Consider the following 26,202-nt stretch of genomic DNA (forward strand, 5'->3'; position numbering starts at 1 on the left):
ATCCCGCGGGTGCGTCCAATCCCGCGGAGGGCATGGCCCGGGCGGAGCCGTGGCCCGACTGCACGGGCGAGCGCTTGCTGTCGTCGAAGGAGGCCTGCCGCGGCGGTGCCTGAAGTCCCGGGCGCTTCGTCTTGCGCGGCGCGTACCCGCCACCGCGGGTCCCGGGAGGCGCTTTCCCACCGCGGGCCGGTACGCGGAGTGCCCGGTGTGCCGCGCTCCCGCCGTCGAGTTCGGCCCGCAGGGCGGCCAGGCTGTCGGCATTACACCGAACGTCCGGGATGCCGCCCACCCGCGGCGCCACGAAGAAAGGGCTGGCTGTCCGCGCTGGCGTGGCCGTTGCGTTGATGCTGGCGGACAGCCGGAACGCCGGCACCGATGTCGCCTCGGCGTGGCCTGCCCGCCGCCCCGCGGACGCCGGTGGTGGGTGTCGCGGTGTTTCGGTTATCGTGCGTTCACGGCCGCGGGCCGGGCCACGGACCGTGGCGGGGGAAGGGCCCACGAAGGGCGCTTCGGTGGAAATCATTGGCAAGGATCACGTCATCATGAAGAACTGGATGTCACGTACCGGTGTCCTGGCGGCCGGCGCCGCGCTGGCCGCCTGTCTGGTCAGCGCCCCGGCATCGGCCGGGCTCAAGGACATGTTCGGCAGCAAGGGCACGGCGCAGGAGCAGCGCAAGCAGGGGGAGGCCCAGATCCCGGTATGCGCCAAGCCGCTCGGCAGCATCTCGGTGATCGAGCCGGAGGATGCGGTGAACTGGTGGACCGGCCAGCAGCTGCCGGCGCCGTCCAAGCTGATCAAGGTGTTCGTCAACAAGTCGCGCTGCTTCACCCTGGTGGACCGCGGCGCCGGCATGGCCGCCGCCCAGTACGAGCGTGGCCTGGCCTCCAGCGGCGACCTGCGCGCGCAATCGAACATCGGCAAGGGCCAGATCAAGGCGGCCGACTACGTGATGGTCCCGGACCTGATCGCGCAGAACAACAACGCCGGCGGCAATGCCATCGGCGGGATCATCGGCGGCCTGATCGGCGGCCGTGCCGGAGCGCTGGCCAGCGGCATCAACCTCAAGAGCAAGACCGCCGACGTGGTGCTGACCGTCACCGACGTGCGTTCGTCCGAGCAGGTCGCCATGGCCGAGGGCACCGCCAAGAAGACCGACCTGGGGTGGGGCGCCAGCGGCGGGCTGTTCAGCGGCGGCGGCTTCGGCGCGGCGGGGGTGGGCGGCTACGCCAACACCGAGCTGGGCCAGGTGATCACCCTGGCCTACCTGCAGGCCTACACCGACATCGTCGGCCAGCTGGGCGGCCTGCCGGACAACGCCTCGGCGGCCAACGTCAAGCAGGCCTACCGGGCGACCCGGCCGGGCCGGCTGCTGGCCAACGCCAAGGGCACCGGCAAGGCGGTGCGCGAGATCGATCCGGGCATGCTGCTGTATCCCACCGGCAACAAGGACGGCACCATGTTCGAAGTGGAGGACGAGCTCGGCAACAAGGGCTGGGTGTCCTCGAACATGATCGAGCTGGCCAAGTAGGCGCGGCACGCGGACGGCGGGTGGCCGGTACGGCGCCCGCCCGCCGCTTGGGTTTGGCGGCGCCCGCCCCGATAATGCGGGCATGGAGATCAAGTCCGACAATCCCGAACACGGCTTCCAGTTTCCCGGCACCTTCGAGCTGAGCGCGATGGGCTCGGCCAATGCGGGCCTGGAGCAGGAACTGCCCCGGCTGCTGGCCGGCACCGGCGTGAAGGTCCTCGAGGAACACACCGGTACCCGGCTTTCGTCCAACGGCAAGTACGTTTCGGTGCGCCTGGTGTTCCAGGCCGACAGCCGCGAGCAGTACGACGCCGCCCACCGCGCGCTGCGTGCCCACCCGGAAGTGAAGTGGACGCTGTGACCGCGCCGGCGGCCGGCGCCTGCCCGGCGACGGACGCTGGTGCCGGGAACCGGCAGGCGATCGTGCGCGACCTGGGGCGCCAGCCCTATGCGCCGGTGTGGCACGCCATGCAGCGCTTCACGGATGCGCGCGAGGAAGCCACGCCCGACGAGGTCTGGCTGGTCGAGCACGATCCGGTGTTCACCCTCGGCCAGGCCGGCAAGCCCGAGCACGTGCTGGCCCCGGGCGACATCCCGGTGATCCACGTCGATCGCGGCGGCCAGGTGACCTATCACGGCCCCGGCCAGATCGTGGCCTATCCGCTGCTGGACCTGCGCCGGCTCGGCATCGGCGTGCGCGATTACGTGTGCAAGCTCGAGCAGACCGTGATCGACACGCTGGCCGAGTGGAACATCGGGGCCGAACGCCAGGCCGGCATGCCCGGCGTGTATGTGGCCGGGGCCAAGATCGCCTCGCTCGGCGTGCGCGTGCGCCACGGCCGCACCTTCCACGGGCTGGCCTTCAACGTGGCCATGGACCTGGAGCCGTTCCATCGCATCAACCCCTGCGGCTACGCCGGCCTGCGCATGACCTCGGTGCTAGACTTGGGCGGTCCGTCCGGGCTGGATGCGGTCAAGCCGGTGCTGCTGGAACAGATGTCCCGCCAGTTCGGGCTGGTCCTGCGGCCCGACCCGGCACTGCCCGATCTTTCCATCGCGGCCTAGGCCGCTCCACCGGTGACCGACGTGAGCCAGTCCTCCTCCCGTGCCATCCCCCTGCAGGTCGTCGCCGAAGGCGCGCCGCCGGCGTCGCTGGAGCAGGGCGCCAAGCAGCTGGCCGGCGACAAGATCAGCCGTTCGCCGGTGCAGTTCGTCGATGCGCCGGTGCTGCGCAAGCCTTCGTGGATCCGCGTGCGCATCCCCTCCGGCAACGCGGTGCAGGCGCTGAAGGCCAAGCTGCGCGACAACCGGCTGGTCACGGTGTGCGAGGAGGCCAGCTGCCCGAACATCCACGAGTGCTTCGGCCACGGCACCGCCACCTTCATGATCCTCGGCGAGGTGTGCACGCGGCGCTGCTCGTTCTGCGACGTCGCCCACGGCCGGCCCAAGCCGCCCGATGCCGAGGAACCGGCGCACCTGGCGCAGACCATCGCCGACATGGGCCTGAAGTACGTGGTCATCACCAGCGTGGACCGCGACGACCTGCGCGACGGCGGCGCCCGCCACTTCGTCGACTGCATCGCCGCGATCCGCGCTCAGTCGCCGGGCACACGCATCGAGATCCTCACCCCCGACTTCCGCGGCAAGGGCCGCATGGAGCGCGCGCTGGAGATCCTGGCCGAAAGCCCGCCGGACGTGTTCAACCACAACATCGAGACCGTGCCGGAGCTGTACCGCAACGTGCGCCCGGGCGCGGACTACCAGTGGTCGCTGGCCCTGCTGAAGCAGTTCAAGGCGCAGCACCCGGAGGTGCCGACCAAGTCCGGGATCATGCTCGGCCTGGGCGAGACCCTGGAGCAGGTGCAGGCCACGCTGCGCGACCTGCGCGCGCACGACGTGGAAATGGTCACCATCGGCCAGTACCTGCAGCCCAGTGCCCATCACCATCCGGTGCTGCGCTACTGGACCCCGGAGGAGTACAAGGCGCTGGAGCAGTACGGCGACGCGCTCGGCTTTTCCCACGTGGCGTCCGGGCCGATGGTGCGCTCGTCCTACCATGCCGACCGCCAGGCCGCCGGCGCGGGAGTGGGCGCCTGACCGCCCACCCGCCTGTCCGGCGCCGGGGCGCCGTCGCCCGTGCATGCCCATTCACGTTTTCCTACGGGGGCATGGCTAGCCTGTGACCACAGGCATGGATGACAAGCGTCGCAACTTTGGGCACTGTCGTCCTGTCCAATCGCCCATGCTTACCCCCACGGCCCGGTGCCGAGAGTGACCCGATGAAATACCGCATGCCCCGCCTGCTGCAGGCTCCCCTGCTGGCCTTGGTTCTCGCCGTGCCGCTGGCACCGGCCCTGGCCGATGCGCCGACCCTGCCATTGACGGCCTCGGCCGACCAGGCGACCACGTCCAAGCTCGTCTACGGCCTGCTCTCGGACAGCCGCTACGCCTATCGCCCGCGCCCGCTCGACGGGCCGATGCAGACCTACGTCTTCAAGAAGTACCTGGAGGCGCTGGACCCGGGCAAGCAGTTCTTCACCCAGGCCGACATCGACCGCTTCGCGCCGCTGCAGGCCAAGATCGGCGATGCGGTGCGCAGCGGCCAGCTCGATCCGGCCTTCCAGGTGTTCGCCGTCTACCGCGACCGGGTCAACGGCCGGGTCGCGTACGCGCGCAAGCTGCTGGCCAGCGCCAACTTCGATTTCAACGGCGACGAGCGCTTCTACTACGACCGCAAGGATGCGCCGTGGGCAGCGGACGACAAGGCCCTGGACGGGCTGTGGCGGCAGTCGGTGATGAACGACTGGCTGCGCCTGAAGCTGGCGGGCAAGAAGCCCGACGACATCCGCAAGACCCTGGACAAGCGCTACCAGAACCTGTCCAAGTCGATGGCCCAGCTCAAGGGCGAGGACGTCTTCCAGATCTTCATGGAAGCCTATGCCAACTCGGTCGACCCGCACACCGACTACTTCGACCCGCGCACCGCCGAGAACTTCAACCAGCAGATGTCGCTGTCGCTGGAAGGCATCGGCGCCCAGCTGCAGAAGCAGGACGACGAGGTGGTCATCCGCGAGGTGATCCCCGGCGGTCCGGTGGCGATGGACGGCACCCTCAAGCCGGGCGATCGCATCGTCGGCGTGGGGCAGGGCCGGTCCGGCCCGATCGAGGACGTGATCGGCTGGCGCATCGACGACGTGGTGGCCAAGATCCGCGGCAAGGCCAACACCGAGGTGCGCCTGGAGTACATCCCGGCCGCCGCGGGCCTGGACGGCTCGCACCGCATGCTGGTGCTGACCCGGCAGAAGGTGCGCCTGTCCGAGCAGGCCGCCAAGGGCGAGACCATCACCCTGCCGGCCGCGGGCGAGGCCCCGCAGCGCCGCATCGGCGTGATCAAGCTGCCCGGCTTCTACCAGGATTTCGACGCCCGCCGCCGCGGCGTCACCGACTACGCCTCGGCCACCCGCGACGTGGCCAAGCTGCTTGCCGGTTTCAAGGCCGACAAGGTCGACGGCGTGGTGCTGGATCTGCGCAACAACGGTGGCGGCTCGCTGGACGAGGCCATCGAGCTGACCGGGCTGTTCGTCGAGCAGGGGCCGGTGGTGCAGGTGCGCGAATCGGGCGGGCGGGTCACCGTCAACGGCGACAGCAATCCCGCCGTCGCCTGGGACGGGCCGCTGGCGGTGCTGATCAACCGCGGTTCGGCCAGCGCCTCGGAGATCTTCGCCGGCGCCATCCAGGACTACGGCCGCGGCCTGGTGATCGGCGAGGACAGCTTCGGCAAGGGCACGGTGCAGAACATCGTCGACCTCGACCGCTGGCCGGGCCGGGAAGGCGCGCGCTTCGGCCAGGTCAAGCTGACCATCGCCCAGTTCTTCCGCATCAGCGGTTCCAGCACCCAGGTCAAGGGCGTCACCCCGGACATCGCCTTCCCGGCCAGCGTGGACGCCACCCAGTTCGGCGAGAGCACCTACGACAACGCCCTGCCGTGGACCCGCATCGGCGCGGTGCCGCACGTGCAGTACGGCAATTTCGCGCCGCTGCTGCCGCGCCTGGACGCCCTGCACCAGGCGCGCGTGGCCCAGGACATGGAATTCCAGTGGTGGGAGCAGGACGTGCGCCAGTTCCGCGAGGAAGCGGCCAAGAAGTACGTCGTGCTCAACGAGGCCCAGCGCCGCGCCGAGCGCGAGAAGCAGGACACCCAGCGCAAGGAGCGCCAGGCCACGCGCAAGAAGCTCGGCCTGCCGCTGGATCCGCTGGCCGAGGACGCCGACGACGACGGCCTGGCCGCCAGCGAGCGCGACGTGGCCAAGGATGCCGCCCGCGAGAAGCTGGCCGACCAGCGCCCGGATCCCCTGCTGCACGAGTCGGCGGCGATCCTGGCCGATGCCGTGCAGTTGCTGGACAAGGACGTGCCGCTGTCCGCCCAGGTGCTGCCGCAGTCGACCGCGCCAGGCCGCTGGGCCGACTGAGTCCTTCCGTTCCCGGCCCGTTCGGGCCGGGAACCGGCGTGCGGATGCGTTTCCTTCATCCCGGCACCACGCCATGGCGCTACCCTTCGCCTCCTCCCTTCCGTGTCGCGGTGACGCCGCATGAATCCGTCGCGTTGTTTCAGCTGGCTGGCCCTGGCCCTGGCCGTGGCGGCCGGGGCGGGGCTGGCCGGTTGTGCCACCCGCCAGGCCAACGACCTGGTCATGCGCGAGTCCTTCTCTTCCACCCAGACCTATTCGCGCAGCGTGGCGGTGACCCCGGACCAGGCCTGCGAGGCCGGGCGCCGGGCGCTGCTCAGCCAGGGCTACGTGGTCGGCAAGGCCACCGCCGACACGGTGGAGGGCTCGAAGAATTTCCAGCCCAAGGACGACATGCACGAGCAGCTGGACATCCGCCTCTCTTGCATGGCCCAGGACGCCGGGCACAGCTGGGTGTTCGCCAGCGCGCTGCGGGACCGGTATGCGTTGAAGAAGAACGCCACCTCGGCGAGCGTGGGCGTGAGCGTGCTCGGCTCGATCTCGCTGCCGGTCGGCAGCAGCGACGATTCGCTGGTCAAGGTCGCCAGCAGCACCATCCAGGATGCGACCTTCTACGATCGCCTGTTCGACCTGGTGGAATCGTACCTGCCCGGCGCGACCCCGCCCGAAACGCCCGCCCCGGCCCCGGATCGCCCCTGAACGTTCCTCACGGTTCCTGGACGGCGGCACGCAGACAATCGCGCGCAGTCTAATGATCGTCCGGTCCGGCACCATGGTGGTGACGCGCCCGGCCAGGAGTTCCCTCGCTTGGATCTTCCCTCTCTTTCGGTACATCTCTCCGGCGACGGACGCATTCTTCCGGAAGCGGCCGGCCGGGATGTGGGCCAGGTCGAGCCCGCGCTGATCCAGCTCGACATCGCGTTGTGGACGCTGCTGGCCGAACACGCCGACATCGGCAGCGAGCAGTTCCGCCTGCGCCTGGAACGGGTGCTGGCTGCCTGCGGCCAGGGACTTTCCGAAGGCGGCCGGGTCGAACTGCGCCGCCACGCCATGGCCCTGCTGGCCCGGGCCGGCCTGTCCGGGTCGGCATTTCCGCGGGCGCCCTCCGGCGCCTGAGTGCCGCGGGGGTGGCCTTTCGTGGCAACTCACGTAAGATGATTCGCCCGACCGCATAGGGCGTTCGGCGGCAGGCCGCTCGCGCGGCCTGCGTGTCGTCAGGAGGGGCAGGGCTTGGTTCCGTCGGTCGAATCACCACGGCAGGACATCTGGAGCGGCTTGCGCCTGCCGCTGCTCGTGCTGCTGGTATTCCTGATCGTCGTGGTGCCGTACCTGTTCCTGCGCGAGGTCACGCGCGAGAGCCTGGAGGCGGCGTCCTGGGTGACCCATACCCAGAAGGTGCAGGCGGTCCTGCAGCAGGTGGTCGCCGACGTGCGCGACGTGGAGTCGGCGACGCTGGCCATGGCGCTGGGCATCAGCGCGCCCAGCCTGCGCACGCGCGTCGCCGAGGGCGAGGCGTCGTTGGCCCAGAACATCGACGTGCTCTCGCAGCTGGTGCGCGACAACCCCGACCAGCAGAACGAGATCGGCCAGCTGCAGGTGACGATCCGGCGCCGGCTGGAGCTGGCACGCGAGGTCGCCAGCCACCGCAACGAGCCGGAGCAGGCGCGCATGTTGGCCGAGGACATGGCCACGCGCTACCCGTTGCGCCCGCTGGCGGGCACGCTGCTGGCGCGCGAGGACCGGCTGCTGGAAGTGCGCACCCAGCGCGCCGAGCGCATGCGCTGGTGGGCCAACATCCTGGGCTGGGTGGCAATGGGCGTGCAGCTGCTGCTGCTGTTCGCCATCGTGCGCTTGCTGCGGCGCCAGATCGGCCAGCGCCTGGAGGTCGAGCGCTCGCTGCTGCGCGCCAGCGCCCGTGCGACCGCGGTGCTGCAGACCGTGCGCGAGCCGATCGTGCTGCTCGACGGCAAGCAGAACCTGCTCATGTACAACCCTGCCTTCGCCGAACTGTACGGGCTCGAGGACGAGACCAGCGGCCTGACCCTGGACAAGGTCGGAAAGGGGGCCTGGGCCGATCCGGTGGTGCGCCAGCGCCTGGCCGACGTGATGCTGCGTGGCCGCGAGCTGTGGGACTACGAGCATGCGCAGAAGGGCGCCGACGGCGTGCCGCGCACGATGCTGCTCAACGCGCGGCGCATGCCGCTGCCCGACAGCGAGGACCGCGTGGTGCTGATGACGGTCAGCGACGTCACCGTGCAGAAGGCGGCGCAGCACCAGATCGAGCGGCTCAACCGCCAGCTAGAGGGCAAGGTCGAGCAGGTCTCGGAGGTCAACCGCGAGCTGGAGGCCTTCAGCTACTCGGTATCGCACGACCTGCGCGCGCCGCTGCGCCACATCTCCGGTTTCGTGGACAAGCTCGGCCGCCACCTGGGCGAGGCGGCCGACGAGAAGAGCCAGCACTACATGCAGGTCATTTCCAGCTCGGCCCAGCGCATGGCCGCGCTGATCGACGACCTGCTGGTCTACTCGCGCCTGGGACGCAGCGCGCTGCGCCTGCAGGCGGTGGACATGCAGTCGATGGTGGCCGAGACCCGGTCCATGCTCGACTCGCAGATCGAGGAGAGCGACGACGGGCACCACCGCGTGGAATGGCACATCGCGCCGCTGCCGGTGGTGGTCGCCGACGAGAACATGATGCGGCAGGTGTGGCAGAACCTGCTGGGCAACGCGGTCAAGTACAGCGGCAAGCGCGACGTGGCGCAAATCCACGTGGACTACCGCCAGCAGCCCGACGGCAGCCACCTGTTCACGGTGAGCGACAACGGCGCCGGCTTCGACATGGCCTATGCCGGCAAGCTTTTCGGCGTGTTCCAGCGCCTGCACAAGGCCAGCGAGTATTCCGGCACCGGCATCGGCCTGGCCAGCGTGCGCCGCGTGCTCAGCCGCCACGGCGGGCGCATCTGGGCCGAGGCCGAGCCCGACAAGGGCGCCACCTTCCATTTCACGCTTCCTCCCGCGCTGGACGCGCCACAACGAGAGCCGACGACCGCATGACCGCCATCCGTACCATCCTGCTTGCCGAAGACAGTCCTGCCGATGCGGAGATGGCCATCGACGCGCTGCGCGAGGCCCGGCTGGCCAACCCGATCGTCCACGTCGAGGACGGCGTGGAAGCCATGGACTACCTGCTGCGTCGCGGCGCGTTCGCCGACCGCGTCGAGGGCGTGCCCGCGGTCCTGCTGCTGGACATCAAGATGCCGCGCATGGACGGGCTCGAGGTGCTCAAGCAGATCCGCGCGGAGGACTCGCTCAAGCGCATGCCGGTGGTGATCCTGTCCTCCTCGCGCGAGGAGAGCGACCTGGCGCGCAGCTGGGACCTGGGCGTGAACGCCTACGTGGTCAAGCCCGTGGACATCGACCAGTTCTTCAACGCGGTCAAGACCCTGGGCACGTTCTGGGCGGTGATCAACGAAGCGCCCGAGGGCGAGTAAGGCCTGCCATGCCGCTGAACGGGCCACCGCTGGGGCCGATCAATGTCCTGCTGGTCGAGGACTCGGCCGAGGATGCGGAGCTGCTGTGCGACCAGTTGCTGGAATCCGGGCTGCAGGCCACGTTCCGGCGCGTGGACAACCGCGAGGACCTGCACGAGGCGCTGGAGCGCTTCGGCCCGGACATCGTGCTTTCCGACCTGAGCATGCCCGGCTTCTCCGGCTACGAGGCGCTGGCGATGGTGCGCGATCGCCATCCGCCGGTGCCCTTCATCTTCGTGTCCGGCACCATGGGCGAGGAGACCGCGGTCGAGGCGCTGCGCGAGGGCGCGGCCGACTACATCATCAAGCACAATCCGACCCGGCTGCCGTCGGCGGTGGCGCGCGCGATCCGCGAGGTCCGCAACGAGGTCGAGCGCCAGCGCGTGGAGCGCGAGCTGATCCGTGCCCAGCGCCTGGAAAGCATGGCGCTGCTGGCTGCCGGGCTGAGCCACGACCTGCGCAACATCCTGCAGCCGCTGCTGATCGTGCCGGACCTGCTCAAGAGCCGGTCCGACGATCCGCAGCTGCGCCAGCTCGCCAACGTGATCGCCGAATGCGGCCGGCGCGGGCACGAGATGGCCGAGTCGATGCTGTCGTTCGTGCGCGGTTCGCGCAAGGACAGCGAACGGGTGTCGGTGGCCTCGCTGTTCCAGGCAGTGCAGCTGCTGCTGGGCAGCAGCGTACCGCGCGGCGTGCAGTTGCACCTGGACGTACCCGATGGCGACCTGGCCGTGCAGGCCAACTACACCGAGCTGCAGCAATGCCTGCTCAACCTCGGCCTGAACGCCATCCAGGCCATGCCCGAGGGCGGCGAGCTGACCCTCGGTGCGGTGGCGGCGGTGGACCAGGACGGCAACGACGCGGTGTGCTTCAGCGTCATCGACACCGGCATCGGCATGAGCCCGCAGACCCTGCAGCGCCTGTTCACGCCGTTCTTCACCACCAAGCCCGACGGCACCGGGCTGGGCCTGAGCTCGTGCAAGCGCATCATCGAGTCCTATGGCGGGCGCATGGAGGTGTACAGCGAGCCGGGCAAGGGCACGCGCTTCGACATGTTCCTGCCGGAGCAGCCGGCCACCGGTCCGGTGGAGGAATTCACGCCGGTGCCGTTCGGCAACGGCCAGCGCATCCTGGTGGTCGACGGCGAGGCCACGCGGCTGTCGCTGCTGGGCAACGCGCTGTCAAGCCAGGGCTACCGCCCGTTGCTGGCAGGGGACGGGGCGGCCGCGCTGCGCCACGTGCGCAAGGACGACCTGCCCGACCTGATGATCGTCGATGCCGACATCATCCTGCTGTCGGCGGTGAGCCTGCTGCTGACCGTGGCGGAAATGGGCTACCGCGGTCCGGCCATCGTGCTCGAGGACGTGGGCGCGCCGCTGCAGCGCGAGCACCTGCCCGACGACATCGCCGTGCACGTGCTGACCAAGCCGCTGGAGATGCGCCGGGTGTTCCGCGCGGTCGGCGACACGCTGGCGCCGGCCGCGAGCCAGGCGGCGCCGCGCGTGCGCGACACGGTGGACTGAGCCGCCGCGAGACGGGCCATGGTCGATGTCATCCTCAGCCTGGGCAGCAACCTGCAGCCGGCGCACCACCTGGGGCGCGCGGTGCAGGCCCTGCGCCAGCGCTTCGGCCCGGTCACCGCGTCGAGCGCCTACCGCACCGCCGCCGTCGGGTTCGACGGCCCGGACTTCGTCAACAACGCCGTCGCCCTGCATACCGGGCTGGACGTGCAGGCCCTGGATGCGTGGCTGCATGCGCTGGAGGATGCCGAAGGCCGCGACCGCAGCCAGCCGCGCTATTCCAGCCGCACCCTGGACGTGGACATCGTGTTCTACGGCGACCGCATCATCGACGGCCCGGGCCACCTGCGCATCCCGCGGCCCGAGCTCCGCCATGCCTTCGTGCTGCGGCCGGCGGCGGAGATCGCGCCGGACTTCGTCGATCCGCTCAGCGGCCGTACGCTGGCGCAGCTGTGGCGCGCGCATCCGGATTTCGGCCGGGCCCTCGAGGTGGTCGAGCTGGCCGCGTAGGCCGGTTGTGGCCGCCCGCCGCGACGCCGGCCCCGAGCGCCTGACTGCCGCCAGGTGCCACGGTCTGCCACCGGCCAGGCCCGAGTCCATTCCCGGCGATGGGGGAGGAAATCTCAGTCGAGCGAGCGGCCGCCGTCCAGCGCCAGGGTCTGGCCGGTGACGTAGCCGGCCGCGGACAGCAGCCAGCGCACCGCCTCGGCGACTTCCTCGGGACGGCCGGTGCGACGCAGCGGCGTGCGGTCGAGCGCGGCCTGCTTGGCGGCTTCGCTCTTGCCGTGCTCCGGCCACAGGATGGCGCCCGGGGCGACGGCGTTGACCCGCACCCGCGGAGCCAGTTCCAGGGCCATCGAGGCGGTCAGGCTGGCCAGTGCCGCCTTGGCCGCGCAATAGGCGGGATGCTCGCGCATCGGATGGCTGGCGTGCACGTCGGTGATGTTCACGATCGCGCCGTCGTGCTGGCGCAGGTACGGTGCCGCGGCCTGCATCAGCAGGAACGGGGCGCGGGCGTTGACCGCGAACAGCGCGTCCCACTGGTCGGCAGTGGCCTGGCCGACCGGCGTGGGGAAGAAGTTGGAGGCGTTGTTGACCAGGGCGTCGAGCCGGCCGAAGCATGCGGCGGCGCCGGCCACCAGGCCCGCCGGGGCCTGGGGCTCGCGCAGGTCGGCCAGCAGCGTGGCGGCCGAATCGGCGCGATGCGCGTTCAGCGCATCGGCCAGCTGCTGCAGCGCCTGGCCGGAGCGGTGCGCGTGCAGGACCAGGCGATAGCCGTGGGCATGCAGGTGGCGCGCGATGGCCGCGCCGATGCGATGGGCGCTGCCAGTGACCAGGGCGACGGGCGAGGCGTCGGGCATGCAGGAATCTCCGCTCGGCTATGCTGTCGGGCATTGTCCACGCTGTGCCGGTCCCATGCATTCCGAGCTTCCCGTTCCCGATTTCGAGGCGCTGGCCCACAGCGACCGCCTGGCCGCCCACATCCGCGCCGAGATCATGGCCAACGGCGGCGCGCTGCCGTTCTCGCGCTTCATGGAGCTGGTCCTGTATGCGCCGGGACTGGGCTACTACAGCGCCGGCGCGCACAAGTTCGGCCAGGCCGGCGACTTCGTCACCGCGCCGGAGATCGGCCCGCTGTTCGCCGCCACGGTGGCCAACGCGGTGGCGCCGGTGCTGCGCGGGCTGGGCCCGGACTCGCGCATGCTCGAGCTCGGCGGCGGCAGCGGCGCCTTCGCCGAGGTCATGCTCAAGCGCCTGCTGGAGCTGGACGCGTTGCCGGACCGCTACGCCATCCTCGAACCCAGCGCCGACCTGCGCCAGCGCCAGCGCGAGCGCCTGGGGCGTTCGCTGATCCCGCCGGTGTTCGAGCTGCTGGAATGGCCGGACCGGCCGTTCGAGGAAGAATGGGACGGCATGGTGTTCGCCAACGAGGTGATCGACGCATTGCCGGTCACGCGCTTTTCGCTGCGCGAGGGCGAGGTCTACGAGGAGACGGTGCGGCTGGACGGGGAGGGAGCCTTCACCCGCGGCCAGGCACCGGCGGATCCGCTGGTGAGCGCGGCGGTACGCCACCTGGAGCGCGAGCTGGGCGAGCCGTTAGCCGATGGCTACCGGTCCGAAGTGCTGCCGCAGCTGCCGTACTGGATCCAGGCGGTGGCCGGCGGCTTGCGCAATGGCGCGATGCTGTTCCTGGACTACGGCCACCCGCGCCGCGAGTTCTACCTGCCCGAGCGCAGCGATGGCACGCTGCGCGCGTTCTATCGCCACCACATGCATGCCGACGTGTACCGCTGGCCGGGCCTGCAGGACCTGACCGCCTCGGTGGACTTCACCGCGCTGGCCGAGGCCGGCACCCATGCCGGCTTCGAGCTGGCCGGCTACTGCACCCAGTCCAGCTTCCTGCTCGGCTGCGGCATCGATGCGCTGCTGCAGGCAGCCGAGGGGCGCGCCGCCGACGAGGCCGCGCGCCTGCGCCTGCGCGGGCAGTTCAAGCAGCTGACCCTGCCCTCGGAGATGGGCGAGCGCTTCCAGGCGATGGGTTTCGTGCGCGGCGTGGACATGGACGCCGCCTTTGCCGTCGGCGACCTGACCTGGCGGCTGTGATCCGTCCCGGTGCGGGCGCGCTGCTGCCGGTGCGGCCGTTCGCCCGGCCATGGCTGTGGGCCGGGCTGTGGTGGCTGGCGGTGGCGGCGGCGGTGGCCGTCTGCCTGCTGCCGGGGCCGGACCTGCCGCAGGTGCCCGAAGGCGGCGACAAGGTCGAGCACGTCGCCGGCTTCCTCGTGCTGATGGCCGGCGCGGTGCAGGTGTTCGACGGCCGGCGCGGCTGGTGGCGCGCGGCGGCGCTGCTGGTGCTGCTCGGCATCGGCATCGAGATCGCGCAGGGCGCATTCACCACCACGCGCATGGCCGACCCGATGGATGTGCTGGCCGATGCGCTGGGCATCGCCCTGGGAGCGGCCACGGCGGGCTGGCCGTGGCTGCGCGATCTGCTGTGGCGGTGGCAGCGGGCGCGACGGCGCTGAAGCGACGGGCGGCCGAATGGCCGCCCGCCTGCGGGGACGGGGTGCCGCCCTCAGCGGCCGACCGGTTCCAGCGTCATCCGGTCCAGCACCCACATCGTCGGCCGGGTGTCGCCGCTGAAGCTCACGCACAGGTCGTGGCGGCCGGCGAGCGCGGCCGGCAGCGGCACGTCGAGCGTGGCGAAACCGTCGGCACCGGGCTCGGCCGGCAGCGGCACGCGCGCCAGCGGTTCGCCGGTGCACGCGTCGGCGCGCAGCAGCAGCTCGCCGTGCGCCGTGGTGGCCGGCTCGAAGGTGCGTGCCGGTTCGTCGTGGGCCAGCTGGAAGTAGTAGGGGATGCGCCCGGCGCGCACGCGCAGCGCCGCGATGCCGTCCAGGTCGGCCTGCTTCCACGCCCAGCACGGCTTGAAGATGTCGGCGTTGAAGATGGCGCGATCGCCCTCGCGCGGGCCGTCGTCCTCCAGCCGCAGCACCAGCGTGCCGCTGCCGGGGCAGGTGGACAGCCGCTGGCTGTCGCGTTCGAGCAGGGCGGCGGCGTCGACGCGGAACGTGCGCGGCGCATCGAGCGCGCGGCCGTCGGCGAAGGCCGCTGCGCTCAGCGTGGCGGGCAGGCGCAGCGCCAGCGGCGCGGCGTAGGTCGGCGATGCCGGCGTCGGCACGTTCCCGTCGAGCGTGTAATGCACCGGATAGCCGAGCGGGTTGGAGAGTGCGACCGTGGCGGTGCCGGTGGCGCGGTCGCCCTCGATCGTGGCCTTCACGTCGAACGGCGTGCGGGCGTAGCCGATGCCGAGACTGGCGTAACGCTGCAAATGGGTCGGCAAGCGCTGCAGGAAGCTGGCGTAGTCCTTGCGCTCGCGCGGGCTCCAGCCGGTCTCGGCGACCGCGGCCAGGCGCGGCAGCATCTCGTGCTGCAGGCGCGCGAAGGTGCGCGTGTGCTCGGTCCACAGGTTGGCCTGCAGGCCGAGGATGTGCCGCCGCTGCGCCGCGTCCAGTGCCTCCGGCACCGGCTCGAACGCGTACACCTGCTGCAGCGGGATCAGTGCGGGCCGGCCCGGCGCTTCGCCCGGCAGGTCGGTCTGCAGGTAGTCCAGGTACAGCTCCGAGGACGGCGACATCACCACGTCGTGGCCCTGGCGCGCGGCCTCGATGCCGCCCTCGATGCCGCGCCAGGACATCACCGTCGCCTCGGCCGGCAGCCCGCCTTCGAGGATCTCATCCCAGCCGATCAGGCGCTTGCCGTGCGCGACCAGGGTCTTTTCCATGCGCTTGATGACGTAGCTCTGCAGCTGCGCCACGTCCTTGATGCCCAGCGCCTTCATCCGCGCCTGCACGCGCGGCGAGGCCAGCCATTGGTCCTTCACCGCCTCGTCGCCGCCGACGTGCACGTACGGGCCGGGGAACAGCGCGGCGATCTCGGTGAACACGTCCTCCAGGAAGCGCAGCGTGGATTCGTCGACGTTGAACAGGTTCGAGTTCACGCCCCATTCGTTGGACACGGCCAGCGGCTTGCCGGTGACGCCGAGCCGGGGGTAGGCGGCGATGGCGGCGGTGGCATGGCCGGGCACGTCGAACTCGGGGACGATGGTGATGTGGCGCGCGGCGGCGTAGGCGATCACCTGGCGGATCTGGGCCTGGGTGTACCAGCCGCAATACGGCACCGGCTTGCCGTCGGCGCCGATGCCGGCATCGCCGGCCGGCACGCGGCAGCCGCCGACCTCGGTCAGCTTCGGGTAGCGCGGGATCTCGATGCGCCAGCCCTGGTCGTCGGTCAGGTGCCAGTGCAGGGTGTTGAGCTTGTGCAGCGCCATGATGTCGAGCACGCGCTCGACCTCCTCGACGCTCTGGAAATGGCGGGCCGAATCGAGCATGAAGCCGCGCCAGGCGAAGCGCGGCGCGTCCTCGATGGTGGTCGCGGCCAGCATGCGCGAGGCATCGCCGGTACCCGCCGGTGCGGCGCCGGCCAGTTGCCACAGGGTAATCGCGCCGTAGTACAGGCCACGCTCGTCGCTGGCGCGCACGCTGGTCCGGTGTGCGGCGACATGCAGCACGTAGCCTTCAGGGCCGGCGCCGGGCAGGGCGGCAGGAGCCACCAGTTCGAACACGAGACTGTCGCCGGCCGACGACGCGCCGGCGGCAACCGGCAAGCCGCTGCTGCGCATCAGCTCGGCGAACTGGGCGGCGACGCGGCCTGCCTGCGGGCTGTCTGCCACGACCCGGGTATCGCTGGACAGGACGAAATGACCCGTGCCGGCCGTGACCTTCGCAGGTTCCGGGATGACGGGCACCTCGGGTGGCGCGGCCGCGGTGGCCAATGCCGGAAGCACGAACAGCGATGCAACCCACAGCAGCGAGGTGGCCAGGGACGCGTGACGGATCGGGGCCAAGGGTCGTCTCTCCCGGTCTGGCGTGAAAAGAGGCCGGCCCCGCGGGTGGGGGCCGGCAACAGCATGAGCCTATGGCTGGGCGGACCCAGCTTCTTCCCGGGCCCGCCGGGCGCTCAGAACCTGGCGCGCAGGTTGAGATAGTACTGGCGACCGTTGGAGTAGATCGCGTAGGGCAGGTAGCCCACATCCGTATCGGTGTAGTACTTGTACTTGGGATTGTTGAGGTTCAGGCCGTCGAGGGTGATCGACAGGGTGTCGTTGATCTTCCAGCCCAGCGAGGCCGACAGCGTGCCGAAATCGTCCTGGTAGTAGGGTGTGGCACGGCTGGCGCCGGCATAGAACTTGTCGCGGTAGCTCCAGGACACGCGGGCGCTGAAACGGTCGTTCTCGAAGTAGGCCGCGGCGTTGTAGGTGTTCTTCGAGGTCCCGAAGACCGGCGTGCCGGTATCGGTGTCGCCATCGGCGTAGGTGTAGTTGAGGTTGACGCCGAAGAACTCGCCGAGGGGCTGCTGGTACGTCAGTTCCACGCCCTTGACCTTGGCATCGGTGTTGACCGGCACGGTGACGGTGTAGGCCGAGTAGACGTCGGTGCCGGCAGCGTGGCTGGCCTGCTGGTCCTTGTACTGGATGACCTGGCTGCCGCCGACGTCCACGTAGTCCTTCATCTTCATGTAGAACACGCTGCCGGCCAGCAGCGCACGCGGGGCGAAATACCATTCCAGCGACGCGTCGAAGTTGGAGGACACCAGCGGCTTGAGCTTGGGATTGCCGCCGCTGCCGGTATGGGTCAGGTCATCCAGCGAGAGCGAGCCGGCCAGCGCGGAGTAGTCCGGGCGGGTGAGTGTCTGCGACGCGGCAACGCGCGCGACCAGGTCCTTGGCCAGGTCGAACTTGATGTTGGCGCTGGGCAGCAGCTTGCTGTAGTCGTTGTCCACGGTGACCGGCAGGTAGTCGCCGAAGGCCGAACCGGTGATGGCGCCGGGGATGCCCGAGTCCACCGCCAGCGCTTGGTTGTAGCGGATGTCGCTGTTGGTCTTGACGTAGCGCAGGCCGATGTTGCCGCTCCATGCATCGCCCTCGAAGTTGGCCTGCACGTACGCGGCATAGTTCTTCTCCTTCACCCCGTAGACGTCGGAGAAGTAGAAGCGCTCGGGATAGTCGCGGTCGGCGTATTGCGCGTTGTAGGCGGCGAGCTGGCTGGCGGTGTAGTAGAAGATGTTGGACGGCACGTTGCCCCCCACGCCATTGCCGAAATCGCTCGGATAGTGGGCCACGTCGGTCGGGAAGGCGGAAGGGTCGTTCCAGGCGGTCGCCCAGTTCGGGCCTTGCGCGATCTCGTAGTCGTTGTGGCGGTTGTGCTCGGCATAGCGGATACCGAAGTCCAGCGAGCTCAGCACGCCGTCGGTGTTGAACAGGCTGCCGTCGGCAGTGAACCAGTTCTCCTTGTCCATCACGTCGATGTCCTGGCCGCCGAAGATCCATCCCGAGGCCGGGTCGGCGGTGGCGACGTCGCCGTAGCTGTTGCCGTCCCCCATTCCCCAGTCGATGGCCTTGCCGATACCGTTCATCTGCCAACTTGCACCCGCGCCGACCTGGGTGCCGATCTCGGCCACGTTCTGGGTCGGGCTCTTGCCGCGTCCCTGGCTGGTGCCGCCCTCGAACTTGAACTCCAGGTTGTCGGCGGGCTTCCAGTCGGCGTTCAACGCGGTGTAGTAGGTCTGCGAGCTGGCGCCGGGGCGCGAGATCATGTCGTAGACGCCGTACGCACCGGTGCCGCCGGTCAGGGTGCCGTTGGTGATGACGCCGTTCTTGACCGTGTAGTCGGAGAAGGTGGCGTCGTTGGCCAGGGCGTTGCTCGCCCACATCATGTAATTGCGGTTGTAGTTGTCCGCACTCATCTTCGAGTAGAAGCCATTCAGGTCCAGCGTCAGCGTGTCCGTGGGCTTGAACTCGATATCGATGGTGCCGCCCTTGCGCTCGCGTTCCTGGGTAAACAGCACCGCGCCGATCTCGTTCGGGTAGAGCAGGCCCACGAGTTCGGGGTTGGCCTGGGCGACCGCCGTCGGCGTCACGCCATCGCCCTTGACCGCGGGAACGGGCACGTAGCCGCCGACCACTTCCTGGCCATCGCGGCGCAGGCTGCGTTCCTCCTTGAAGCCCTGCACCGTCACGCCCAGGTTGTTGGCATCGTTCTTCCAGTTCAGCAGGACGCTGACCTGGGGCTTGGTATCGCTGGGCAGGTCGGAATAGACCGCGCCCACCGAGCCTTCCGCGGTGAACGTGTCGGCGAATTCCAGCGGCTTGCGGGTGATGATGTCGATCGATCCGGTGGCGCCCCCTTCGACCAGCTTGGCCTCGGAGGTCTTGTGCACGACTACCTGGTCGACGATCTCCGAGGGCAGCAGCGAATAGCTCACGCTGCGGCCGACGGTGCTTACCTGGCTGAGCACGAACCAGTCGCCCGTGGCCACCCCATGGCCGTTGATCGTGGTCTGGGTGAGGCTGGGAGAGGTGCCGCGCAGGCTGACGCGGTCGGCCTCGTCGAAGCCGCCCTCGCTGGCACTGGAGGAGCTGATGTTCACGCCGGGCAGCTCGCGCAGGGTGTCGGCGACGTTCTTGGCCGGCAGCTTGCCGATGTCCTCGGCGGTGACGACCTCGACGTGCGAGCCGGCGTCGCGCTTGCTATCGAGCGACTTCTCCATCGAGCCGCGGATGCCGGTGACCTGGACCGTGTCCAGGTCGGTCGCCTGCTGGGTGGATGACGCGTCCTGGGCCTGTGCGGCGAAGGACAGGCAGCTGACGATCGCCGCCGACAGGAGGGTCTTGCGATGCTTCATGATGTCTCTCCTCATCACTTACATACGGTGGCCGGCGACGGAGCGCCGTGTGGTGGTTCCGGTACGGGACGGGGGCCGTGCCGGGTGTGCGTGCTCTACCGTGCCGGAGCGCGGTCCCCATCCGAATATCTGTCGATGAACCAGTGGGCGGCACCGAGCACGCCGAGCTGGCCGTGTTCGACGAGCCTGACCGGGATGCGTTCCAGCGCCGCGCGCATGGGGCCCTTGTCCAGGAAGCGCGCGACGAAATCGCTGGCGGCCAGGAACGGGGCGATCTTGGGCAGGATGCCGCCGGCGAGATAGATTCCGCGCTGGATGCCGTAGAGCAGGGCCATGTCGCCGACGACGCTGCCGAGCAGTCCGCAGAACACCTGCAGGGTCTCCACCGCCAGCGGATCGCTGCCGGCCAGCGCGGCGGCGCTGATGTCGTCGGGCGTATCGAGCACCGCCGCCTGGCCGCGCTCCCCGGCCAGGGCGCGATACAGGTTGAGCAGGCCCGGTCCCGACAGCGCATGCTCGACGCTGACGTGGCGATGCTGCCGGTGCAGGCGCCGGACCAGGGCCATCTCCAGGTCGGTGGTCGCCGCCAGGGCGGCCTGGCCGGCCTCGGTGGGCAGCACGACCGGACCGTTCGCGGTGGGGATCCAGACCGCCGCGCCCAGGCCGGTCCCCGGCCCCAGCACCAGCGCCGGACCGCCGGCCCCGTGTTCGGGCCCGGCCAGCTGCAGCACCTGGCTGTCGCCGACGTGGGTGGCCGCATAGGCGACGGCCTCGAAATCGTTCACCAGGTGCACCGAATCCAGGCCCAGCTCCCGGCGCAGGCCCTGCAACGACAGCGGCCAGGGCAGGTTGGCGCTGATCACGGTGCCGTCCTGCAGGGCGAAGCCGGCGCTGGCGATCACGCAGTCGTGGACGGCGTGGTCCCCGTCGAGGAAGTCGAGCAGGATCGCCGCCAGCGACGGGAAATCCGCGCAACGGTACTTGCGGTACTGCTGGACCTGGACGGGCTGCTGGCCGTCGGCGGCGGTGATGCGTCCGACGCGGACATGCGTGCCTCCCACGTCCGCCGCCAGGAAGGCGGGCGGACGGGCGGCAGCCCGCGGGTGGTGCGCGACGACGTCGGAAGCCACGTGCATTGCCCCTTCTCGTTGAGCTTTCGGCGCATAGGGCCGATGGCGTGGGCCGAGTTTGATGACAGTTTGACAACGATGTCAACGGGGTGCGCCGAAAGTCGTATGACTGCTTGGCCGCCTCGTGGAAAGGCGAGGAATCCCCGTGCAAGGCCAATGGCGGATGGTTTGGCCCCGACTTCGGCCCGCTTCCGACGATGGCTTGGAGAATTGGTATTGATGCGGACCGGATCCGTTTCAGCGGGCCGATGACAACGGTGCGCGTGAGCAAGGGCCCCGGGCTTTGTCGTCGTTGCACCAATTTTTACAAATTTTTGATTTTTAATTTAATTTTTTGAAAATCTTGTACCAGGATGGTGCGACACGCGATGACGCCAGGACAACCGCGAGCGGTCTGTTGACATGATCTTTTTAGGACCATAAGAATCGGATCACGCAATTGGTATGTATCCAATTTGCGTGGTCCGATCGATCGCCAGGCGGCCCGAGTGCCGGGACGGATAGAGGCAAAGTGGGGAGCCGGCCATGGGTCCAGCGGACTCGGTCGGCGGTCCGTGCCAGGCCTGTGGAATCGATCGTATGTCCGGGTTCACCAGCCATCTCAATCCAGGATAGCCATATGCATCGTTCCGCCCTCCCCCGTACCCCGCGCAGCGTGCTGACCCGCTCCATCGTCACTTCTCTCCTTGCCCTGGCCGCCGCGCCCGCGCTGGCCCAGCAGGCCCAGGGCGACCAGGCCCCTTCCGGCGACGATGCCGCGAAGAGCGACAAGATCGCCCAGCTCGATGCCGTCACCGTCACCAGTTCCTACCAGCAGAGCCTGATCACCGCCCTGGACAAGAAGCGCGACGACACCCGCGTGTCCGATGGCGTGTCCGCCGAGGACATCGGCAAGTTCCCCTCGGAGAACATCGCCGAGGCGATCCAGCGCATTCCGGGCGTGCAGATCTCCAGCATCAACGGCCGCGGCTCGACCATCAGCGTGCGTGGCCTGGGACCGCAGTACGCGATGACCACGATCAATGGCCAGACCTTCAAGAGCGCGGATTTCACCGACGGTTTCCGCTACGACATCATCCAGCCGGAACTGGCGGCGGGCATCCAGGTGATCAAGTCGCCGACCGCTGACATGGATGCCGGCGGCCTGTCCGGCACGGTCAACATCGACACCATCAAGCCCCTGGACTACAAGGAGCGCAAGTTGCTCGTGTCGGCGACCGGCCAGTATTCGGACTCGGTGGGCGGCAGCCCGACCGGCAAGCTGGTCGGCAGCTACATCGACCAGTTCAAGGTGGGCGACGGCGCGCTCGGGGTGTTCCTCAATGCCGGCTACCAGAAGCTCAAGGACCGCGCCGACTACTTCTGGATCGATCGGTGGGGCACCGGCACGTACGACGGCGAGTCGGTGGTGATGCCCACGCGTACTCGCTACCGGCGTATCGACCGCGACACCACCCGCAAGATGTTCAACGGCGCGATCCAGTGGGCGCCCAGCGACCAGCTGGAGATGGGACTCAGCTGGATCTACAGCAAGGACAAGACCGAGAACGACATCAAGCAGCAGGTGTTCCTGCTCAGCGGCGGCAGCGAGACCGTGCTGGATGCGGCCAATGGCTACGCCACGCGCGTGCAGGCCGACAACTACACGCTGGAAAACAATCGCCAGTACGAAGAGCACAACTGGCTCTCGGAGATGGCGACCTACGATTTCAAGTGGAAGGGCGATGCCTGGACGGTGACCGGCGCGGCCAACCATGCCCTGGGCAAGACCCACGAGAGCGAGGCGGCGGTGATCGTCGGTGTTCCGGTAGGTTCAAGCGTCCTGGACATCAGCAATCCCTCGAGCCCTTCGTTCACCGTGTCCAACGATCTGCTCGACGGTGGCCTGTACGACGCGGCGACCGCGGAAGGCGGGCGCAACCAGTATCCCAACGGGGCGATCAAGCGTCTGCGCAACCAGGAGGACTCGCTGCAGCTCGACGGCCTGCGCTGGCTGGGCTGGGGGTGGCTGGACTCGATCAAGGTCGGAGCCAAGTACCGGCGAGAAACGCTGTATCGCGACATCTGGCGCCACGACCGCCTTACCGACGTGACCGACCTGTCGGCGCTGCCCTCGATGGCCGATACCGGCGAAAGCGTGACTGACTTCCTCGGCGGCATGTACGACATCCAGCATGCCTTCGTGATCCCGAGCCTGAGTGCCTACCGGGCCGCGCTCGCCGCCGAGGGCGTCGATGTGCCGAGCCTGTTCGTGCCGCAGAGCAGCTATTACATCACCAACGACATCTGGTCCGGCTATGCCATGGCCAACATCGATACGGACATCGGGTCGATGCGCCTGCGCGGTAACGTCGGAATGCGCTACGAGAACACCAAGCGCGACACCAAGACCTATCTCACATCCGAATCCGACCTGGACGAGGGCGAGGTCTACAACATCGAGGGCGTTTCGGACTCGACCTACCGCTACAGCAACTGGCTGCCGAGCGCGAACCTGGTGCTGGAACTGACGCCCAGCCTGCTGTTGCGCGCCTCCGCGGCCAAGGTCCTGGTGCGCCCGATCCTCACCAGCAGCACGGCCATCGCCAGCAGCGAAGCCACCGCCTACGGCGCAGGAAACGTGCTCACGCACGAGGTTTCGCTCGGGCAGACCGACCTGAAGGCCATGACCGCCAACCAGGCCGACCTGGCGTTGGAGTGGTACTACGAGGGCGGCTCGCTCTCGGTGGACGGGTTCTACAAGGCGATCAAGAACGGCACCTACAACCGCAGCAACTTCTGCCTGTCCAGCTACAACGGCGTGTCGATCAGCCAGAACTCGGCCGGCGAATGCATGGGCAGCAACGGCGAGGCCTACGAGTTCAGCCAGACCCTCAACGCCGACGACACCAACCGCCTGAAGGGCTACGAGCTGGCCTGGACCCAGTCGCTGGATGCCTGGTTGCCGCTGCCGGGGTTCGGCTTTACCGCCAACTTCACCCGGGTGATTCCGAGCTTCAAGGAAGACTACGTGATCAGCAACCTGTCGGAGAAGACCTGGAACCTGACCGGCTACTGGGAGAACAGGATGTTCAGCGCGCGCGTGTCGGCGACGCACCGCAGCGAGTACTACCAGACCAGTGCGGACAGCTTCTTCGCCTATGCCGGCCATGTGATGAAAGCGCGGACCCAGCTGGACGCGGCCCTGGGGTTCCGTCCCAACGACAAGCTGAGCTTCACCCTGGGGGCGGTCAACCTGACCAACCAGAAGGAGAAGGCCTATTACCAGGTCAGCGACGTCTGGCAGATGACCGGGGTGACCGGCCGCAGCTACTACCTGACGGCGCAGTGGAACCTGCTGTAGGAATGCATGGGCGGGGCCGTTCGCGCGGTCCCGCCTGCTTGGCTTCCGGTCCGGGGACGAAGATGGGAACGATGAGTCGGAACATGCGCATGCCGATGCTGGCGCTGGTGATGGCGACCGGGCTGGTCCATGCCCTTGCCCAGGCGTCGCCTGCCACGGATGCAGCGCGCGGTGTGCTCGAGCGCAGTTTCGGGCCGCAGGCGGCGGCGGTCGGGTTGGAGCAGGTCGATCCGCCGGATAGTCCTGCGGGGCCCTGGTACCGCGTGCAGGCCCGCGGGGGACGGCTTGCGGTGGATGGTTCCGATGCGATCGCCCTGGCCCATGGCGCCTATGCCTATCTGCAATCCATCGGTGCCGCCGATGTGAGCTGGGAAGGACGGCGGGTGGCGCTGCCCGCACGCTTTGCCGACCATGACGGCACGCGCGTGGCAACGCCATTCCTCCATCGCGCCTATCTCAATACCTGCACCTACGGCTACACGACGCCGTTCTGGGACTGGTCGCGCTGGGAACGCGAGATCGACTGGATGGCCCTGCACGGCATCGACATGCCTCTGGCGATGGAGGGCCAGGAGGCGATCTGGCAACGACTGTGGCGCGAATTCGGCCTGGCCGATGCGGATCTGGCCGATTACTTCTCCGGTCCGGCATTCACGCCGTGGCAGCGCATGGGCAACATCGAGGGGTATCGCGCGCCATTGCCGCAGCCATGGATCGACGAAAAGCAGGCCTTGCAGAAGAAGATCCTGGCGCGTATGCGCGAGCTGGGCATGAAGCCGGTGCTGCCGGCCTTCGCCGGCTATGTGCCCAAGGCGTTCGCGCAGGCGCATCCGCGGGCACGCATCTACCGCATGCGTGCCTGGGAGGGCTTCCACGAGACCTACTGGCTGGATCCGGGCGATCCGCTGTTCGCCCGCATCGCCAGGCGTTTCATCGAGCTGTATGCCCAGGCCTATGGCGAGGGCGAGTTCTACCTGGCCGACGCCTTCAACGAGATGCTGCCGCCGGTGGCCGACGACGGCAGCGACGTGGCCGCGGCCCAGTACGGCGACAGCACCGCCAACACCGAAGCGGCCAGGGCCAAGGCCGTCCCCGCGGCAAGGCGCGATGCCCGGCTGGCCCAGTACGGCGATGCGATTTACCGCTCCATCAGCCAGGTCAACCCGAAGGCGACCTGGGTGATGCAGGGATGGCTGTTCGGTGCCGACCGCGAGTTCTGGCAGCCCGGGGCCATCGCTGCCTTCCTGAGCCGCGTGCCCGACGATCGCATGCTGGTACTGGACATCGGCAACGACCGTTATCCGGGTACCTGGAAGGCCTCCCAGGCCTTCGACGGGAAGCAGTGGATCTACGGCTACGTGCACAACTATGGCGGCAGCAATCCCGTCTACGGTGACTTCCAGTTCTACCGCCGCGACCTGCAAGCGCTGCTGGCCGACCGGGGACACGGCAACCTCGCCGGTTTCGGCGTGTTTCCCGAGGGCCTGCACAGCAATTCAGTGGTCTACGAATACCTGTATTCGCTGGCGTGGGAGGGGCCGCAGCTGCCCTGGCCGCAATGGCTGGAGCACTACCTGCGCAGCCGCTACGGCCACGTCGATGCCGCATTGCTGGCCGCCTGGGACGACCTGGACGCGGCGGTCTACCGCACCCGCTACTGGTCGCCGCGCTGGTGGAACAAGAAGGCGGGCGCCTATCTGCTGTTCAAGCGCCCGACCACGGCAGTGACCGGTTTCGAGGACCGGCCGGACGACCTGCCGCGCCTGCGCAAGGCCCTCGACGCGCTGCTCGCCCAGGCCGGCCATTACCAGGATGCGCCGCTGTTCCGCCAGGACTTGGTGGAATACGCGCGCCAGTACCTGAGCCTGCAGGTCGATGCCCTCCTGGTGCAGGGCGTGCAGGCCTACCAGCGCGGCGACATCGTCGGAGGCGACCATGTCGTTGCCCGGGTGGAAGCCCTGGTCCGCGGCCTGGACACGCTTGCCGGTGGCCAGCAGGAGAGCCTGGGTACCTGGATGCGGCAGGCCGCCGACTATGCCGGCGACGATGCCGCGTTGCGCCGCTACTACCTGGCCAACGCCCGTGCACAGGTCAGCGTATGGGGAGGCGAGGGCAACCTGGCCGACTATGCCTCCAAGGCCTGGCAGGGCATGTATGCCGGCTTCTATCTGCCGCGCTGGCAGAGGTTCTTTGCCGGGTTGCGCCGGGCAGAGGTGGCCGGTGAAGCCTTCGACCAGCAGGCATTCGAGGCCCAGGTCCGCGACTGGGAATGGGCCTGGGTCGGGCGCGAGGACATACCCGCGGCGACGGTGCCTGACGATCCTGCCGGCCTGATCCGCCGCCTGCTGGCCCGCCTGGACGCATCGTGATCCGTCTGGATGATCTGCGAATGGCCGATCCCGTGGTATCGGCGGCTACGCCGCCCTGCCCGCGTGGATGGCCA

At 69.0% G+C, this 26,202-nt stretch carries 18 protein-coding genes and 1 pseudogene; 15 read left to right on the plus strand and 4 right to left on the minus strand.

Annotated elements, in window-relative coordinates:
- Positions 1-542 precede the first annotated feature (542 nt).
- From BN3794_RS04295 to folK, 11 genes and pseudogenes are all read left to right on the plus strand, one after another.
- The gene (locus tag BN3794_RS04295; protein WP_425476690.1) at positions 543-1,529 is read left to right on the plus strand and encodes a CsgG/HfaB family protein; all 987 of its coding nucleotides are present in this window, start codon (positions 543-545) and stop codon (positions 1,527-1,529) included.
- Between the two features lie 82 nt (positions 1,530-1,611).
- Positions 1,612-1,890 (plus strand): DUF493 family protein, encoded by a 279-nt coding sequence (locus BN3794_RS04300; protein WP_066093886.1) that lies wholly within the window; start codon positions 1,612-1,614, stop codon positions 1,888-1,890.
- The gene (gene lipB, locus BN3794_RS04305) at positions 1,878-2,594 is read left to right on the plus strand and encodes a lipoyl(octanoyl) transferase LipB (protein ID WP_066093889.1); all 717 of its coding nucleotides are present in this window, start codon (positions 1,878-1,880) and stop codon (positions 2,592-2,594) included. The genes BN3794_RS04300 and lipB overlap by 13 nt, the downstream gene beginning before the upstream one ends.
- A gap of 21 nt (positions 2,595-2,615) precedes the next feature.
- Positions 2,616-3,626, plus strand: a complete 1,011-nt coding sequence (gene lipA, locus BN3794_RS04310; protein WP_066096977.1) for a lipoyl synthase — start codon at positions 2,616-2,618, stop codon at positions 3,624-3,626.
- 194 nt (positions 3,627-3,820) lie between these two features.
- On the plus strand, positions 3,821-5,998 hold the full coding sequence (locus BN3794_RS04315; RefSeq protein WP_425476691.1) for a carboxy terminal-processing peptidase: 2,178 nt from the start codon (positions 3,821-3,823) through the stop codon (positions 5,996-5,998).
- Positions 5,999-6,118: 120 nt separating this feature from the next.
- Positions 6,119-6,682: pseudogene (locus BN3794_RS04320) on the plus strand (DUF2242 domain-containing protein); the annotation flags it as partial.
- A gap of 120 nt (positions 6,683-6,802) precedes the next feature.
- Entirely contained in the window at positions 6,803-7,111 is a 309-nt protein-coding gene (locus BN3794_RS04325; RefSeq protein ID WP_147675651.1) for a hypothetical protein, read from the plus strand.
- Between the two features lie 114 nt (positions 7,112-7,225).
- Entirely contained in the window at positions 7,226-9,049 is a 1,824-nt protein-coding gene (locus BN3794_RS04330; protein ID WP_066093899.1) for a sensor histidine kinase, read from the plus strand.
- A complete protein-coding gene (locus tag BN3794_RS04335) occupies positions 9,046-9,486 on the plus strand; it encodes a response regulator (protein ID WP_066093902.1) in 441 nt (146 codons plus the stop codon). The genes BN3794_RS04330 and BN3794_RS04335 overlap by 4 nt, the downstream gene beginning before the upstream one ends.
- Positions 9,487-9,494: 8 nt before the next feature.
- Positions 9,495-11,048: a response regulator gene (locus tag BN3794_RS04340; RefSeq protein ID WP_066093905.1), complete on the plus strand. Its 1,554-nt coding sequence runs from the start codon at positions 9,495-9,497 to the stop codon at positions 11,046-11,048.
- Positions 11,049-11,066: 18 nt separating this feature from the next.
- Positions 11,067-11,555, plus strand: a complete 489-nt coding sequence (gene folK / locus BN3794_RS04345; RefSeq protein WP_066093909.1) for a 2-amino-4-hydroxy-6-hydroxymethyldihydropteridine diphosphokinase — start codon at positions 11,067-11,069, stop codon at positions 11,553-11,555.
- Positions 11,556-11,668: 113 nt separating this feature from the next.
- On the opposite strand, the gene BN3794_RS04350 is transcribed toward folK, so the two are convergent.
- Positions 11,669-12,406, minus strand: coding sequence for a pteridine reductase (locus tag BN3794_RS04350; RefSeq protein WP_066093912.1), 738 nt, complete (start codon positions 12,404-12,406; stop codon positions 11,669-11,671).
- 55 nt (positions 12,407-12,461) lie between these two features.
- On the opposite strand from BN3794_RS04350, the gene BN3794_RS04355 reads away from it, so the two are divergent.
- Positions 12,462-13,649, plus strand: a complete 1,188-nt coding sequence (locus BN3794_RS04355; RefSeq protein WP_066093915.1) for a class I SAM-dependent methyltransferase — start codon at positions 12,462-12,464, stop codon at positions 13,647-13,649.
- On the plus strand, positions 13,646-14,068 hold the full coding sequence (locus tag BN3794_RS04360) for a VanZ family protein (protein WP_236493185.1): 423 nt from the start codon (positions 13,646-13,648) through the stop codon (positions 14,066-14,068). The genes BN3794_RS04355 and BN3794_RS04360 overlap by 4 nt, the downstream gene beginning before the upstream one ends.
- 50 nt (positions 14,069-14,118) lie before the next feature.
- On the opposite strand, the gene BN3794_RS04365 is transcribed toward BN3794_RS04360, so the two are convergent.
- From BN3794_RS04365 to glk, 3 genes are all read right to left on the minus strand, one after another.
- Positions 14,119-16,449, minus strand: a complete 2,331-nt coding sequence (locus BN3794_RS04365) for a family 20 glycosylhydrolase (RefSeq protein ID WP_425476692.1) — start codon at positions 16,447-16,449, stop codon at positions 14,119-14,121.
- A gap of 113 nt (positions 16,450-16,562) precedes the next feature.
- A complete protein-coding gene (locus tag BN3794_RS04370) occupies positions 16,563-19,286 on the minus strand; it encodes a TonB-dependent receptor (RefSeq protein ID WP_066093917.1) in 2,724 nt (907 codons plus the stop codon).
- Between the two features lie 95 nt (positions 19,287-19,381).
- The gene (gene glk / locus BN3794_RS04375; RefSeq protein WP_066093920.1) at positions 19,382-20,422 is read right to left on the minus strand and encodes a glucokinase; all 1,041 of its coding nucleotides are present in this window, start codon (positions 20,420-20,422) and stop codon (positions 19,382-19,384) included.
- A gap of 613 nt (positions 20,423-21,035) precedes the next feature.
- Here glk and BN3794_RS04380 point away from each other — a divergent pair.
- On the plus strand, positions 21,036-23,759 hold the full coding sequence (locus tag BN3794_RS04380; protein WP_066093923.1) for a TonB-dependent receptor: 2,724 nt from the start codon (positions 21,036-21,038) through the stop codon (positions 23,757-23,759).
- Between the two features lie 71 nt (positions 23,760-23,830).
- The gene (locus BN3794_RS04385) at positions 23,831-26,128 is read left to right on the plus strand and encodes an alpha-N-acetylglucosaminidase (RefSeq protein WP_425476693.1); all 2,298 of its coding nucleotides are present in this window, start codon (positions 23,831-23,833) and stop codon (positions 26,126-26,128) included.
- Positions 26,129-26,202 lie beyond the last annotated feature (74 nt).

This window comes from Xanthomonas massiliensis, from assembly GCF_900018785.1.
Taxonomy (GTDB): domain Bacteria; phylum Pseudomonadota; class Gammaproteobacteria; order Xanthomonadales; family Xanthomonadaceae; genus Xanthomonas_B; species Xanthomonas_B massiliensis.

What these genes read in the sequence shown, in the direction of transcription:
- BN3794_RS04385 (WP_425476693.1), top strand. Translation starts at nt 23,831, where the DNA reads ATGAGTCGGAACATGCGCATGCCGATGCTGGCGCTGGTGATGGCGACC.
- BN3794_RS04340 (WP_066093905.1), top strand. Translation starts at nt 9,495, where the DNA reads ATGCCGCTGAACGGGCCACCGCTGGGGCCGATCAATGTCCTGCTGGTC.
- BN3794_RS04295 (WP_425476690.1), top strand. Translation starts at nt 543, where the DNA reads ATGAAGAACTGGATGTCACGTACCGGTGTCCTGGCGGCCGGCGCCGCG.
- glk (WP_066093920.1), bottom strand. Translation starts at nt 20,422, where the DNA reads ATGCACGTGGCTTCCGACGTCGTCGCGCACCACCCGCGGGCTGCCGCC.
- BN3794_RS04370 (WP_066093917.1), bottom strand. Translation starts at nt 19,286, where the DNA reads ATGAAGCATCGCAAGACCCTCCTGTCGGCGGCGATCGTCAGCTGCCTG.
- BN3794_RS04335 (WP_066093902.1), top strand. Translation starts at nt 9,046, where the DNA reads ATGACCGCCATCCGTACCATCCTGCTTGCCGAAGACAGTCCTGCCGAT.
- BN3794_RS04315 (WP_425476691.1), top strand. Translation starts at nt 3,821, where the DNA reads ATGCCCCGCCTGCTGCAGGCTCCCCTGCTGGCCTTGGTTCTCGCCGTG.
- folK (WP_066093909.1), top strand. Translation starts at nt 11,067, where the DNA reads ATGGTCGATGTCATCCTCAGCCTGGGCAGCAACCTGCAGCCGGCGCAC.
- BN3794_RS04350 (WP_066093912.1), bottom strand. Translation starts at nt 12,406, where the DNA reads ATGCCCGACGCCTCGCCCGTCGCCCTGGTCACTGGCAGCGCCCATCGC.
- BN3794_RS04355 (WP_066093915.1), top strand. Translation starts at nt 12,462, where the DNA reads ATGCATTCCGAGCTTCCCGTTCCCGATTTCGAGGCGCTGGCCCACAGC.
- BN3794_RS04300 (WP_066093886.1), top strand. Translation starts at nt 1,612, where the DNA reads ATGGAGATCAAGTCCGACAATCCCGAACACGGCTTCCAGTTTCCCGGC.
- BN3794_RS04380 (WP_066093923.1), top strand. Translation starts at nt 21,036, where the DNA reads ATGCATCGTTCCGCCCTCCCCCGTACCCCGCGCAGCGTGCTGACCCGC.